12 protein-coding genes, 1 tRNA gene, 1 other RNA gene and 2 pseudogenes are annotated in these 13998 nt (G+C 70.8%); 5 read left to right on the top strand and 11 right to left on the bottom strand.

Going from position 1 to position 13998, the window contains the following annotated elements:
* Positions 1-449: 449 nt before the first annotated feature.
* The 9 genes from ACGFNH_RS25090 to ffs all read right to left on the bottom strand — a co-directional run bounded on the left by ACGFNH_RS25090 (position 450) and on the right by ffs (position 9717).
* Complete coding sequence (locus ACGFNH_RS25090) at positions 450-1526, bottom strand: hypothetical protein (protein ID WP_393657269.1); 1077 nt, start codon at positions 1524-1526, stop codon at positions 450-452.
* A complete protein-coding gene (locus tag ACGFNH_RS25085) occupies positions 1523-2098 on the bottom strand; it encodes a SigE family RNA polymerase sigma factor (protein ID WP_393657577.1) in 576 nt (191 codons plus the stop codon). Before ACGFNH_RS25085 ends, ACGFNH_RS25090 begins: the two co-directional genes overlap by 4 nt.
* 359 nt (positions 2099-2457) lie before the next feature.
* Positions 2458-3531 carry an aspartate-semialdehyde dehydrogenase gene (locus tag ACGFNH_RS25080; RefSeq protein WP_393657267.1) on the bottom strand — a complete coding sequence of 358 codons (1074 nt, stop codon included), beginning with the start codon at positions 3529-3531 and terminating at the stop codon, positions 2458-2460.
* Complete coding sequence (locus ACGFNH_RS25075; protein WP_393657265.1) at positions 3528-4814, bottom strand: aspartate kinase; 1287 nt, start codon at positions 4812-4814, stop codon at positions 3528-3530. Before ACGFNH_RS25075 ends, ACGFNH_RS25080 begins: the two co-directional genes overlap by 4 nt.
* Before the next feature lie 314 nt (positions 4815-5128).
* Positions 5129-5797 (bottom strand): DUF5063 domain-containing protein, encoded by a 669-nt coding sequence (locus tag ACGFNH_RS25070; protein ID WP_393657263.1) that lies wholly within the window; start codon positions 5795-5797, stop codon positions 5129-5131.
* A complete protein-coding gene (recR, locus tag ACGFNH_RS25065) occupies positions 5790-6389 on the bottom strand; it encodes a recombination mediator RecR (RefSeq protein ID WP_393657261.1) in 600 nt (199 codons plus the stop codon). The genes ACGFNH_RS25070 and recR overlap by 8 nt, the downstream gene beginning before the upstream one ends.
* Positions 6390-6510: 121 nt before the next feature.
* A complete protein-coding gene (locus ACGFNH_RS25060; protein ID WP_393657259.1) occupies positions 6511-6846 on the bottom strand; it encodes a YbaB/EbfC family nucleoid-associated protein in 336 nt (111 codons plus the stop codon).
* Positions 6847-7006: 160 nt separating this feature from the next.
* Positions 7007-9502 (bottom strand): DNA polymerase III subunit gamma and tau, encoded by a 2496-nt coding sequence (locus ACGFNH_RS25055; RefSeq protein ID WP_393657257.1) that lies wholly within the window; start codon positions 9500-9502, stop codon positions 7007-7009.
* 118 nt (positions 9503-9620) lie between these two features.
* Positions 9621-9717: signal recognition particle sRNA small type (gene ffs, locus ACGFNH_RS25050), an RNA gene on the bottom strand.
* Between the two features lie 119 nt (positions 9718-9836).
* On the opposite strand from ffs, the gene ACGFNH_RS25045 reads away from it, so the two are divergent.
* A tRNA-Ser gene (locus ACGFNH_RS25045) sits at positions 9837-9924 on the top strand.
* Positions 9925-10355: 431 nt separating this feature from the next.
* On the opposite strand, the pseudogene ACGFNH_RS25040 reads toward ACGFNH_RS25045, so the two are convergent.
* Positions 10356-10642: pseudogene (locus tag ACGFNH_RS25040) on the bottom strand (site-specific integrase); the annotation flags it as partial.
* Between ACGFNH_RS25040 and ACGFNH_RS25035 the strand changes: the two are divergent.
* From ACGFNH_RS25035 to ACGFNH_RS25025, 3 genes and pseudogenes are all read left to right on the top strand, one after another.
* Positions 10633-10884 (top strand): annotated as a pseudogene (locus ACGFNH_RS25035) (NUDIX domain-containing protein); the annotation flags it as partial. The pseudogenes ACGFNH_RS25040 and ACGFNH_RS25035 overlap by 10 nt on opposite strands.
* 603 nt (positions 10885-11487) lie before the next feature.
* On the top strand, positions 11488-11808 hold the full coding sequence (locus tag ACGFNH_RS25030; RefSeq protein ID WP_393657256.1) for a GYD domain-containing protein: 321 nt from the start codon (positions 11488-11490) through the stop codon (positions 11806-11808).
* Between the two features lie 129 nt (positions 11809-11937).
* Positions 11938-12360, top strand: coding sequence for a hypothetical protein (locus ACGFNH_RS25025; RefSeq protein WP_393657254.1), 423 nt, complete (start codon positions 11938-11940; stop codon positions 12358-12360).
* 77 nt (positions 12361-12437) lie between these two features.
* On the opposite strand, the gene ACGFNH_RS25020 is transcribed toward ACGFNH_RS25025, so the two are convergent.
* A complete protein-coding gene (locus ACGFNH_RS25020; RefSeq protein WP_393657252.1) occupies positions 12438-12809 on the bottom strand; it encodes a DUF6204 family protein in 372 nt (123 codons plus the stop codon).
* A gap of 219 nt (positions 12810-13028) precedes the next feature.
* On the opposite strand from ACGFNH_RS25020, the gene ACGFNH_RS25015 reads away from it, so the two are divergent.
* Positions 13029-13763, top strand: coding sequence for a MerR family transcriptional regulator (locus ACGFNH_RS25015; RefSeq protein WP_393657250.1), 735 nt, complete (start codon positions 13029-13031; stop codon positions 13761-13763).
* The last annotated feature ends 235 nt before the right edge of the window (positions 13764-13998 follow it).

The following is a 13998-nucleotide window of genomic DNA, read 5'->3' as shown; positions in this document are numbered from 1 at the left end:
TGCCGCCATCAGCCCCGCCCGACGCCCGCAGATCAACGACCACCAGAGACCCGCAGCCACGCGCCTGCCCGGTGCCTGCGGAGCCCCCGGACGGCCCTTCCACCCGACGCCCGCGGACCATCACGCTTCGGAGCCCCGCGGACGACCACACGCCCGATGCAAGGCGGACAACCACCCACCCGGCACTCGCAGACCATCACCCGCCCGACGCCCCTCGGACAACCACCCGCCCGACACCGGCAGACCATGACTCGCCGCCCCCTCGGGTGACCATCCACCGCCCGCCCGCGGGCGGCCATCCGCCGGCAGCCTCGGGAGAACGTCCGGCGGGGCGGGCCTCCAACAGCAGGCCCGCCCCGCTCTCCTCCCCTCCCGAGGTCTTCACCGGGTGCTTCACGCTCCCGGTCTCACCGGGTGCTTCAGCCGCCCTGCGCGGAGCGTGCCGCGCGTCAGGACGCTTCCATCGCCCCCGTGCGATAGATGGTCCCGGCACAGGCGTTGGTGATCGTGGCGCTCGCCGCGGCCGGGTCGCCCGACTGGGGCGTGTGGCTGAGTGCGACGCTGCCCGCGGGCGGCGCCGGGTCGTCCGCGGCCGCGTCGGCGGCGGGTTGCCCGCCCGGGTCGCCGGAGCCTCCCGGGTCCGGCGAGTTGCCGGGGGCGGGGCAGCCGCCCGAGCCTCCGTCGGCCGGGACCCAGGCGAACTTGATCTCGTACGCGAGGCCCGGCTTGAGGATCACCCGCTGCGGTTCGGTGGCGGGATCGGGCAGGCCTGTGGCCGCGTCGCCCGCCGTGTGGTCGATGACGCTGATCCGGCTCCCGTCGGCGCTTCCCTGCGCCGACGCGACGACGAGTCCGCCGCCGTCGATCGCGCATGCGGTGCCGGAGGTGTTGGAGACGCGGAACGAGCCGTAGACCGTGCTCGCGCCGTCCAGCGTGCCGGGCGTGGCGACGCCGTTGGTGAGTTGGTCGCGATTGCAGACCGGCGAGGTGGCCGCCATGGTCTCGGACGGGTCGACGCCGGAGCCGGCCGTACTGCCGTCCGGCGCCCGGGACTTGCCGCCCTTGCCGCTGCCCTTGCCGTCCTTGTCGCTGCCCCCGGTGGCATTGTCGGACGGCTTCACGTCCGTGCCGCCGTCTCCGCCGTCGACCTCGGAACCGCTGGTCGTGCCTCCCTGGGCGACTTCGCTGTGTCCGGCGTTGGCGGGGCGGTCGTTGTCGCCGTCGCTCAGGGCGACGTGCATCAGCGCAGGGATGGCGGTGCCGACGAGCAGTACGGCTGCGGCTGCGCCGACGAGCGCCTGGCGTTTGCGGGCGCGTCGGGCCGGGACGGCGCGCCGCAGGTGTTCCAGTGCGTCGGGCGAGGGCTCGAGTTCGTCGACGGCCGTTTGCAACCGCCGTCGCAGTGCCTCCTCGTCGGGGCGCGGCTCACCGTCCGGTCCGTCTTCGGTGCCGGAGGGTTGTCTCAGGTCGTGCAGCAGACCGTCGAGCCCTTTCGGGCTGTCGGGTCCGTCGTGCTGGTTGCTCATGCCGGGGCCTCCATGGCGACGCGCAGCGCCGCGATTCCCCGCGAACCGTACGCCTTGACGGAGCCCAGTGATATGCCGAGTGTCTCGGCGACCTGTGCTTCGGTCATGTCGGCGAAGTAGCGCAGCACGAGCACCTCGCGCTGCCTGCGCTGCAGTCCGCGCATCGCCTGGATCAATTGGTCGCGTTCGAGCTGCTCGTAGGCGCCTTCCTCCGCGCTCGCCATGTCGGGCATGGGCTTGGAGAGCAGCTTCAGTCCGAGGATGCGGCGGCGCAGGGCGGAGCGGGAGAGGTTGACGACCGTCTGTCGTAGGTAGGCGAGGGTCTTCTCCGGGTCACGGACCCTGTTGCGCGCGGAGTGCACGCGGATGAAGGCTTCTTGGACGACGTCCTCGCAGGAGGCTGTGTCGTCCAGGAGCAGGGCTGCGAGACCGAGCAGCGACCGGTAGTGGGCGCGGTAGGTCTCGGTCAGGTGGTCGACTGTGGTGCCCGCTGTCATAGCGCCGTCAGAACCCTCGCGCTGTGACGGGATGCGGGCAGGAGGCACGGCGGGCACGGGCGCGATCACCGGCATGCCGCCGGTCGCGCGCCGACCGACCGGCCGCAGTATCGCTGCGCCGGCCCCATGTGTCGCTGCCATGCCGAAGACTTCTGCCACGCCTGTTGGACACGCTGCCCCCCGTCAGGGTTGTACGCGTGAGCCACCGCTTTTACTGACGGAACAAATGCCCTCATGCGCACCATTCTTTCCTGAATGCCCCATTTGCCGCAGCGACTCGGAAGGACGACCACAAAGACGCTCCCCGCCCAACTGCTGGTTGCAGTAGGCGGGGAGCGAATTCTCGAACAGGTCCACGGCCCGTATCAAGCAGTACAGATCGTGGACTTGATCACTCAATCTTCACAAGTCCAGCAAGGCTGCTGCACATGGTTCTACGCCGCGGCCAGCTCCGCCGCAACGAGTTCCGCGATCTGGGCGGTGTTCAGCGCCGCGCCCTTACGGAGGTTGTCGCCGCAGACGAAGAGCTCCAGCGCGTTGGGGTCGTCCAGCGAGCGGCGCACCCGGCCGACCCAGGTCGGGTCCGTGCCCACGACGTCCGCGGGCGTCGGGTACTCGCCCTCGCCCGGGTTGTCGCACACCACGACACCCGGCGCGGCCCTGAGGATCTCGTGCGCCGCGGCGACCGTGACAGGGTTCTCGAACCGCGCGTGCACGGTCAGCGAGTGCGTCGTGATCACGGGGACGCGTACACACGTCGCGGTGACCCGCAGTTCCGGCAGGCCCAGGATCTTGCGCGACTCGTTGCGGACCTTGAGCTCCTCGGAGGACCAGCCGTCCTCCTTCAGCGAGCCCGCGAACGGAACGACGTTGTACGCGATCGGCGCCGGGTACGGGCCCAGTTCGCCGACGGCACGGCGTACGTCACCGGGGTGCGTGCCCAGTTCCGTACCGGAGACCTTGGCCATCTGCTCGCGGAGGGTGTCGATGCCCTCCTTCCCCGAGCCCGACACTGCCTGGTACGAGGAGACGATCAGCTCGCTCAGCTCGAACTCGGCGTGCAGGGCCCCCAGCGCGACGATCATCGAGAGCGTCGTGCAGTTGGGGTTGGAGATGATGCCGCGGGGACGGTTCCGCGCGGCATGCGCGTTCACCTCGGGCACCACCAGCGGGACCTCCGGGTCCATCCGGAAGGCACCCGAATTGTCCACGGCGATGGCGCCCTTGGCGACGGCGACCGGTGCCCATTGGGCCGAGACCTCGTCGGGCACGTCGAACATGGCGACGTCCACGCCCTCGAAGGCCTCCTCGCTCAGCGCGACGACCTCGACCTCCTCACCGCGCACGGTGAGCTTCCTGCCGGCCGAGCGCGGCGAGGCGATGAGCCGGATCTCGCCCCAGATGTCGGCACGTTCCGAGAGGATGCCGAGCATCACCGTGCCGACGGCGCCGGTGGCGCCGACGACGGCGAGAGTGGGCTTGTCGCCCGCGGCCCGGGCAGTTGTCATCGGCCCGTCCCTCCGTACACGACGGCCTCGTCGGACTCGCTGTCGAGTCCGAATGCCGTGTGCACGGCGCGGACGGCTTCGTTGACGTCGTCGGCGCGGGTCACCACGGAGATCCGGATCTCCGAGGTGGAGATCAGCTCGATGTTGACCCCGGCGTTCGACAGCGCCTCGAAGAAGGTCGCGGTGACACCCGGGTTGGTCTTCATGCCGGCGCCGACGAGCGAGATCTTGGCGATCTGGTCGTCGTAGCGCAGGGATTCGAAGCCGATGGCGGTCTTCGCGCGCTCCAGGGCGCCGATGGCCTTCTTGCCCTCGGTCTTCGGCAGCGTGAAGGAGATGTCGGTGAGGCCGGTGGAGGCCGCCGACACGTTCTGCACGACCATGTCGATGTTGATCTCGGCATCCGCGATGGCTCGGAAGATCGTCGCCGCCTCGCCCGGCTTGTCCGGGACACCGACGACCGTGATCTTGGCCTCGGACGTGTCGTGGGCAACCCCCGAGATGAGTGCCTGCTCCATCGGTAGTTCCCCTTGCCTGTGCGACTCGTGCGACTCGTTGCTGACCCAGGTGCCCCGGAGACCGGAGAAGGACGACCGGACGTGGATCGGGATGTTGTAGCGGCGCGCGTACTCGACGCAGCGGTGCAGCAGCACCTTGGAGCCGGAGGCGGCGAGCTCCAGCATGTCCTCGAAGGAGATCCAGTCGATCTTGCGGGCCTTCTTCACGACCCGCGGGTCGGCGGTGAAGACACCGTCCACGTCGGTGTAGATCTCGCACACCTCGGCGTTGAGCGCCGCGGCCAGCGCGACGGCCGTGGTGTCGGAACCGCCGCGCCCGAGCGTGGTGATGTCCTTCTTGTCCTGGGACACACCCTGGAATCCGGCGACGATGGCGATGTTGCCCTCATCCACGGACGCCTGGATACGACCGGGCGTCACGTCGATGATCCGCGCTTTGTTGTGGACGGAGTCGGTGATGAGGCCGGCCTGGCTACCGGTGAACGACTGCGCCTCGTGTCCGAGGTTTTTGATCGCCATGGCCAGCAGCGCCATGGAGATTCGCTCTCCGGCGGTCAGCAGCATGTCGAACTCACGCCCGGCAGGCATCGGAGATACCTCCTGGGCGAGATCGATCAACTCGTCCGTCGTGTCACCCATCGCAGAAACCACGACGACCACCTGGTGGCCGGTTCGCTTGGCTTCGACGATCCGCTTGGCGACGCGCTTGATGCCTTCGGCATCCGCAACGGAGGAGCCGCCGTACTTCTGCACGACAAGGCCCACGTGCGCTCCTCGCAACTCTGTCTTCCGGGGACCCCGAATCGGGACCCTTCGGTCGGCTCAGTTTAACGAGCAGGAGGAACCGGCCACCTCGGTATCACATCGCGAGACGGCGTCCCATTCTGTGATTCATCGAGAGGCCCGCGACCCGCCGTGCCCGCTCCGCGGAAGCACCTGCCCGCCCCAGGCCGGAACACACGGAAACGTAATTCAGTTCACACGGAACGGGTGCCCGCACGGTATGCGCAGCCGTTCCCCCTCGCGGGAGCTGATGGCGACGCCCCGCTCCATGCCTGCGCACCCTCGTGCGCCCGGCGTCACCTGCGAGCGGGCTTGAGCCCCAGCGGCGCCGCGATCTCCTGGGCCATCACGCGGCCCGCTTCCTCCTCCAGCGCCCCGTCCTCCGTCGCGGCGGCGTCCGTGTCCAGTCCGTCGAGCTCGTCCAGCGGGCTCTCGGTACGGATGTGGGCCAGCAGCGACTGCAGCGCGCGCAGCGTGGCCGACGCCGTGGGACCCCAGTTGGAGAAGTACGAGAACTGCCACCACCACAGCGCCTCGGTCACACGCCCCGCGCGGTAGTGGGCCATGCCGTGCCGCAGGTCCGTGATGATGTCGGCCAGGTCGTCGGAGATCCGGCACGCGACCGGCTCGCTGCGCGGCACGTACGGGTCGAAGACCTCGGAGTAGACGTCCGCCGGGTCCAGCAGCGCGGCGAACCGCTCGCGCAGCTGGTCGACGTCGTCCGGCTCCGGTCCCGTGTCCGTCTCGTAGCGCTCGTCCGGGACGATGTCCTCGTGCGCCCCCAGCCGCCCGCCCGCGAGCAGGAGCTGCGACACCTCCAGCAGGAGGTACGGGATCGCGCTGCCGGGCTCGTCGCCCTTCGCCACTTCCGTGACGGCGACGATGAAGCTCTCGACCTGGTCGGCGATCTGTACCGCGAAATCGTCCGGGTCCTGCTTGGCATCGTGGAGCGTGGCGTCAGACATCGAGAAGTCGTCTCCCTTCGAAGGCACGGCCCAGCGTGACCTCGTCGGCGTACTCCAGGTCCCCCCCTACAGGGAGCCCGCTGGCCAGTCGCGTGACCTTGAGTCCCATGGGCTTGACCATGCGGGCGAGGTAGGTGGCCGTGGCCTCCCCCTCGAGGTTCGGGTCGGTTGCCAGGATCAGCTCGGTGATGGTGCCGTCGGCGAGCCTGGCCAGAAGTTCCCTGATGCGCAGGTCGTCCGGGCCCACGCCCTCGATGGGGCTGATCGCCCCGCCGAGCACGTGGTAGCGGCCCCGGAACTCACGGGTGCGCTCGATCGCGACGACGTCCTTGGGCTCCTCGACGACACAGATGACCCCGGGGTCGCGGCGCGGGTCCTGGCAGACCCGGCACTGCTCCTCCTGAGCCACGTTGCCGCACACGCCGCAGAACCGGACCTTGTCCTTGACCTCGGTCAGAGCGTGGGCGAGCCGGCGGACGTCGGTCGGCTCGGCCTGGAGAATGTGAAAGGCGATCCGCTGCGCGCTCTTCGGACCGACGCCGGGCAGCCTGCCCAACTCGTCGATGAGGTCCTGGACCACGCCTTCATACACGGATCGCCGTCTCCAATCATCTACTTGCTGCGTACGCTAGTTGATCCACCTTAAGGACCGGATCAGCTCGGCAGTTCCCGGTTCGGGCGTCTGGTGCGAGCGCCTTGTTCGCGCGCCCCGTTCAGAAGGGCATCCCCGGCATGCCGCCGAGGCCCTGCGCGAGCGGGCCGAGCTTTTGCTGCTGGAGCTCCTGCGCGGCGCCGGTCGCGTCCCGTACGGCCGCGAGCACCAGATCCGCGAGGGTCTCCGTGTCCTCAGGATCCACGGCCTTCGGGTCGATGACCAGGCCCTTGAGGTCTCCCGTACCGGTCACCGTGGCCTTGACGAGACCGCCGCCCGCGGAGCCCTCGACGGGGGTCTCCGCCAGTTCCTGCTGGGCCGCGGCGAGGTCCTGCTGCATCTTCTGCGCCTGCTGCAGCAACTGCTGCATGTCGGGCTGCCCACCACCGGGAATCACGGCTTCGCTCCTGGCATTCGACGACGTTGTTCAGTAGCCCGAGCCTACGTGCTGCGGCGGCGCCCTGCCGTACGCCGCGGGAAGGAGTCCGCCCCTGAGGGGCGGGTGCTATACGGCCGCACCGGTGCGCGCGTTGCGGTCACACAGTGTCGCGCCCCGGTTACTCGTTCGTGAACTCCTCGACGACCGTGGCGCCGAGCTCGCGGACGATCAGGTCGTGCCCGCTGAGGGCAGTGTCGTCGAGGTCGGGATCGTCCTCCGCGGGCATGTCGTCCTCGATGGCCATGGAGGGTCGTCCGGACTCGCGGGGCGCACGGCCCTCGGGGGGCGACGGGGGCTCGGGGGCGGCGGGCCGCTGGGCGGGCGAGGGTGCGGGTGCCTGCGGGGTGGACGGGCGTGGGGCCGGGGACGACGGCGCAGCGGGGGCGGGCGGCCGCGGGCCGGCGGGAGCACCGCCCTGTACGGGGGAGCCGCCCGACGGGTCGACGATCGCCTCGATCCTCCACTGGACGCCGAGCGCGTCGGAGAGCGCCTGCCGCAGAACGTCCTCGCTGCCGCCCGTCACAAAGCTGTCGCGGGCACCGGCGTTGGAGAACCCGATCTGGAGGGTGGTGCCGTCGAACCCGGCGACCTGCGCGTTCTGGCTCAGCAGGATCCAGGTGAAGCGCCGGCGGTTCTTGACCGCCTCGAGGATGTCGGGCCACATCTGCCGGATCTGTACGGCTCCCTGCGCGCCGCCCGGCGCCGGGCCCCCGGCGGGAGCCGGGGCCTGGGCAGTGGTGGACTGCGCGGCGGGAGACGGGGTGGCCGGGCCGTGGTCCTGGCTCGGAGCGTTCTGGCCGGGCGGGCTCCGGTCCGGGGCGCTCGGGGCGCTGTCCGAGCCGGAGGCGCCGGGCCAGGCACCGGGCTGCCGGGGTGCGCCGCCGCCCGTCCCGGGTGCGGCAGTTGCCTCGGCCGGGCCGCCCTGCTGGGGTGCGCCACCGGCGGGCTGCGCCGAGGCGGGCCAGGCGCCGGGACGCTGCCCCGCCGCCTCATGCCCGGCCGGGCCGGTCTCGCCCGAGCCGGGTCCACCAGGCTGCGCGCTCGCGGGCCACGCACCCGGCCTGTCGCCCTGACCGCTCGCTTCGCCCGGACCGCTCGCGCCCCCCTGACCACCGGGACCGGCGACGCCGGCCGGGGAAGCTCCGGGCTGCTCGGCTTCCGGCACGGCCTGCGGCTGCTGCGCTTGCTGCTGGGGCGGGGACTGCGGGGACTGCGCCTGAGGCTGGGACTGCGCCTGCTGCTCGGCCTGGGGCTGAGGCTGCTGCGCCTGCTGCTGGGCCTGCGGCACCTCGGAGGTACTGTCCGCCGCCGGGCCACGGCCCGGCAGAGCCGCGCGCGCCGCGGCCGGCCCCGTCGGCCCGCCACCGGCCTGGGGCGGCGGGGTGTGGGCGTCGGGACCCGGCACATACCCCATCGCGGGTCCGGCCCCGGCCGGGGCCGGACCACCCGCAAGGGCCGCCCCGCGCTCCAGGCGGTCGAGCCGGGCCTGCAGGGAACGCTCGTCGTGGAACGCCCCCGGCAGCAGGACCCGCGCGCAGATCAACTCGAGCTGCAGCCGGGGCGAGGTGGCCCCGCGCATCTCGGTCAGCCCCTCGTTGACGAGGTCGGCCGCACGGCTCAGCTCCGCCGCGCCGAACACCGAGGCCTGCCCCTGCATCCGCTCAACGACTTCCGCCGGGGCGTCGATCAGCCCCTTCTCCGCCGCGTCGGGCACGGCCGCGAGGATCACCAGATCGCGCAGCCGCTCCAGCAGGTCGGCCACGAAACGGCGCGGGTCGTTGCCGCCCTCGATCACACGGTCCACGACCTCGAAGGCCGCACCGCCGTCACCCGACGCGAAGGCCTCGACGACAGCGTCGAGCAGCGACCCCTCGGTGTATCCGAGCAGGGCGGTGGCCATCGCGTACGTCACACCGTCGTCGCCGGCGCCCGCCAGGAGCTGGTCCATCACGGACATCGAGTCACGTACGGACCCGGCACCGGCGCGGACGACGAGCGGCATCACGCCGTCCTCGACGTCGATCTTCTCCTGTCCGCACACCTCGGCCAGATACTCCCGGAGCGTGCCGGGCGGTACGAGGCGGAAGGGGTAGTGGTGGGTGCGCGAGCGGATCGTGCCGATGACCTTCTCGGGCTCGGTCGTCGCGAAGATGAACTTGAGGTGCTCCGGGGGCTCCTCGACCACCTTCAGCAGGGCGTTGAACCCCGCCGAGGTGACCATGTGCGCCTCGTCGATGATGTAGATCTTGTAACGACTCGAAGCGGGGCCGAAGAACGCTTTCTCGCGGAGCTCGCGAGCATCGTCCACACCACCGTGGGACGCCGCGTCGATCTCGATCACATCGATCGATCCCGGCCCGTTGCGCGCGAGATCGCGGCAGGACTGGCACTCACCGCAGGGCGTGGGCGTCGGCCCCTGCTCGCAGTTCAGACAGCGCGCGAGGATCCGCGCGCTGGTCGTCTTGCCGCAGCCCCGCGGACCGCTGAACAGATACGCGTGGTTGACCCGGTCGTTGCGCAGCGCCTGCTGCAGCGGACCGGTCACATGCTCCTGCCCGATGACCTCGGCGAAGGTCTCGGGACGATAGCGGCGGTACAGCGCGAGAGACGACACGCCTCCGACGATATCGGCCCCCACCGACAACCTGTCGCGCCCCAAGCCCCGTGGAGGACAAGGGCCCGGCTCAGGAGGCGTACGCATACCGGCGTCTCGTCCGAAACGGACCCGCACACGCAAGGGCCCCCCACGCACCCACCAGAGCTCACTTACCCTTGCTGCCTTCCGGCCCTGGGGGAGTTCGGTGAGATAGCGCCGCGTGAGGGGCTGGCTCCCACCCTAGCGGATCGCCCGGGGTGCTCGGGTCCGGGGGCGCCCACACGGCCCGCCCGGAGGCGGCCCGGGGGAACGGGTTCGCGAGCACTGCTTTCGGTCTTGTATTGTTTCCGGCGGAGGATTCGCCTAGAGGCCTAGGGCGCACGCTTGGAAAGCGTGTTGGGGGCAACCCCTCACGAGTTCGAATCTCGTATCCTCCGCCAGTGCCTCACCGGGCACTACGTCGAAGGGCCCCACCGTTCGCGGTGGGGCCCTTCGACGTTCTCCGTCTCAGTTCTCGTCTCAGTTCGGGCGGATCGCCGCCGGGGCCGACTGGGAGGACAAGGGGTACGTCTTCGCGTCTCCGGCCAGTGGGCCGCTGAGCCCCAACACCGACCACCACCTGGGGAAGCGGCTGCTTCGGGACGCGTGCGTACGGCGACGGTCGACTGCATGACGCCCGTCACACCGCTGCGACCGTGCCGCTGCTCCTCGGTGTTCCGGACGTCGTCGCCGACGCGATCATGGAATGCAACCAGGGGGAGCGGCCCGGATGCGCGCTGGGTGCATGCGCATCACCGGGCCGTTGCTGCGGAAGGTCGGGCAGCAAGTCGGTGACGCTCTCTGGGAGCCGCCCCCGGCCGCCCCGGAATCCCTGCTCCTCCTGGTGCCGGCGCAGAAGCTTGATGAGCGGATCGGGCAGACCGACTGTGCGACGCCCGGCGCGCGACTTGGTGCTCTTGTGCTCGCGCCGGATCTGCTCGCATTTCGGGCAGTAGCCGGCTTCCGGCCACAAGGTTCTGCGCCGCAGCCGTGTGCGTACTTCGGACGCAACCGGTTCTTCCGGATACGGACGTCACCCGCGGCGAGGTCGACGTCCTCCCAGCGCAGACCGAGCGCCTCGCCTTGACGGAGGCCAAGCGCCAGGGTGACGACCTGCCGATAACGGCACTTGGGAACTCCCGGGCGGCGTACTCGAGCTCGACGAGACTCCCGAGGCAGGCGTACAGCGCGAGGTCCGGGAAGAGACGGGCATCCACATCGAGGGGGACGAGCCGACCGAGGTCCACAAGAGCGCCACGCCAGGCATCGTGGCGCTGGTCCTACGACGCAAGCCGACCGGTGGCATCGAGCGAACGTCCTGCGAATCGGCGGCAGTTGGCCGGTTCACACCCGAAGAGGTCGGCGCGTCCTGCCCAGGCATCGAAGTCCGGCGGGGAGCACGCCGACTCTGCTTGACGGCGAACTCTGCGGCAACGTCTGCGCACGGGAGCGATTCCGAGCGTCCTCTCCCGGGTGCTCACCGCGACCTGCCATCGGCTCGACCCAGTCGGACGAACTCCTCATGCGGTGCTCAGAGCCGTGTGCCCGATCCGTGCCCGACAACTCAGCAAGCCACGGTCATCAGCGGGAGCCAGGATGAGTCCTTGGACAACGCATGTCCGCCTTGGCTCTGGCCAGGCTGCCGCCACCGTTCCTCTGGTCGCGGTGATTCCCAAGCTCGGAGCGCGGGTTCGGTTCCCGTCACCCGCTCCACACGAAAGCCCCGAGCCACCGGGCCGGGGCTTCTGGTTCGTCTTTGTTCGTCTTGCCCGCGGCAGGCGTCTTGCACCGCGTCCGCACCCCAAGGGCTCCCCGCCCTTCCGCCCGCACCACCTGGTGCAGGCGACTCGCCACGCCGGTTCAGCTTCCAACGAGTGAATCCAGCCATTCGGTGAGTGGCTGCCGTCGTTGCAGCGGGAAGGCCATCGTCGTACCGGACAAGCGATGTCAGGGAGCGTCCCCCCATGCCGAAGTTCCTCATCCAGGCCAGCTACACACCCGAGGGCACGAAGGGGCTGCTCAAAGAGGGCGCGAGCGGTCGCCGTGCCGCCGTCGACCAGATCGTCACCGGCCTCGGCGGAGCGGTTGAGGTCATGTACTTCGCTTTCGGGGAGGACGACGTCGTGCTCATTGTCGACGTCCCCGACGCAGTCTCCATGGCCGCCATCAGCCTCACCGTCAAGGCCAGCGGCGCCCTCCGCACCCGGGCCACCCCGCTCCTCACGCTCGACCAGATCGACGAGGCCGCTCGTCGAAAGGTCGCTTTCCGCGCCCCCGGCACATGAAGTGACCCGAGTCACCGGTCCGAGGGCCCGACCCACTGCCGCGCTCGGGTGGTTGGCCGCGCGATACCCGGTGGCCCGGCCCGTGCAGGGCGCGGTAGCTTGCCCGCATGACCGACTTCCGAAAGGGCCATGCCGCGTAGGCGCCCGTCAGCCCTGCGGGGCGAACTCCCCGTCCGCGCCATCGGACGGCGACGGTATCCGACCATCGACCGGCTTTCCGGTTCGTGCACAGCCGCCCTCCGCCGGCTCGAACGCACCCGCTTCGGGCGCGAGGCCACGGAGGAGGCGTTCTGGCACTGGAAGACCCTTGCGCACGGCCCCGTCAGAGACTTGGCCGACCCGTACGTCGATCCCGGCTGCGGAGTCCCCGAGTGCGGTTGCAACGGCGGCTACTTCCGCAGCCATCTCGAAGCGGTACTCCAGGCGTTGCCCAGCAAGAGCGCGCGTGAGCTGCGGGCTCTCGTGCGGGCCCTCGACGACAGGATTCTGGCGAGGGCTTGGATCATTCCGGCCGACCCCCGGGGCGCGCCATGGTGGCGAGGTCACTTCTAGGTCGCTTCCAGTTCCATGAACGGCGAAGGCCCCGACCGCATATCCCGGTCGGGGCCCTCGGCGTCGGTCCGGCTCCGTCATCCGCTGCGGTCGGCCGCCTTACGGGCGGCTTCGCGGCGCTGCCGCTTCCCCAGCGGCGCCTGGGAGAGGTCCTCGGCGTTGGATCTGAGGTGCTTGTGGCCGTAGCCGCGCTGGGTCAGCCACGTCTGCGCCGTGGCTTCGGCGCGTTCGGTCGCCTCCAGGATGTCCTCCTCGGCCTCCCCCGAGTCCAGGAAGCGGAACGTGAACGCGGTCCGTGCCGCGATGTCGTAGCTGAGGTGCCCCTGGGGGGTGAAGGCCGCGTGCAGCGCGTCGTGGTCCGCCGCGTGCGCCAGGAGCTCGGACCGCTGGTCGGGCGTGAGTCCGTCGAAGGCGCCGCGGACGGTGATCCGGAAGGTACGAGTGGTCATCCCGCGACGCTAGTCAGCGGGAACGTTCCAGTTCCACCGCTTTTCGCCCTGGCGGCCGGCCCGGGTCGGCTCGGCGACGGCAGGGTCCGGCGTGGCGCGGACCCCCTGCCCCGCCCCGCCCGTGACCACCCGGCGCCGGGGCGGTACCTACGGTCGCCGGGGCGGTACGTACGGTCGCGCTTGACCTTCGAGCCGGGTCGAAGGTTTACGGTCCGGGGTATGAGCGCGTTGCGGATCTCCCAGCTCGCCGAGATCACCGGTGTCCCGGCGACCACGCTGCGGTTCTACGAGACCGCCGGGCTGCTGCCGGCCGGCAGGACGCCGACCGGGTACCGCGTGTACGGCGAGGCGGCGGTGGAGCGCCTCTCCCTCATCGGTGCCGCCAAGCAGCTCGGACTGCCGCTGAGCGAGATCGGCGAACTGCTGAAGGTCCGGGACGCGGGTGCGTGCGCGGACGTGAAGGCCCACCTTCTGCCGCGGCTGGCCGCCCGGCTGGAGGAGGCCGAACGGCAGCGCGGTGAGGTGGTCTCGTTCATCGACGAGCTGCGCTCCGCCCGCGCCCGTCTGGAAGCGCTGCCGGACCGTGCCGGACGCTGCGACTCCGCCTGCGGCTGCCCCGGCACTTCCCAACAGGCCGACGGCGTGCCGGAGAACGAGCCCTGGCGCACCGCTCCCCTTGCCTGCTCGCTGTCCGCCGACGGCGTGGAGCAGCGAGTGGGCCGGTGGCGTACGGCCGTTGACGGTGCCGTACGCACCGGGATCCCCGACGGCCTGCGGCTGACCCTTCCCGCTGAACGGGCCGGGGAGATCGCCGCGTTGGCCGCCGCGGAGCAGGAATGCTGCCCGTTCCTCGACATCCGCCTCCACCTGGACGGCCGGGCACTGCACCTTGAGGTACGCGCCCCTGCCGACGGCGCCGCCCTGCTCGGCGAGCTGTTCGGTCCAACTGCCTGACCGCGGGCGGTCCGTGAGGCTGGCGGCATGTGCCCCAGCCGCACGCCGCCCAGCCGCAGACGCGCGTCGCCCAGCCCCGGCCTCACGCCGCTCAGTCCTCGGCCCCCAGCCCCGGGCTCTCGGGCTCTCGGGCTCTCGGGCTCTCGCCCCCAGGGGACGCGGCCGACCGCACCCGTCGAGCGGGGAGCGAGGAAAGTAGCGGAGGCGCCGCGGACAGGGGCCGCACTGAGCCGCA

The sequence above is a fragment of the Streptomyces sp. NPDC048639 genome, assembly GCF_043199075.1.
In the GTDB taxonomy this organism is placed as follows: Bacteria; Actinomycetota; Actinomycetes; order Streptomycetales; family Streptomycetaceae; genus Streptomyces.
The sequence above is the reverse complement of the archived record's forward strand: the minus strand, read 5'-3'. Positions and strand labels throughout refer to the sequence as shown.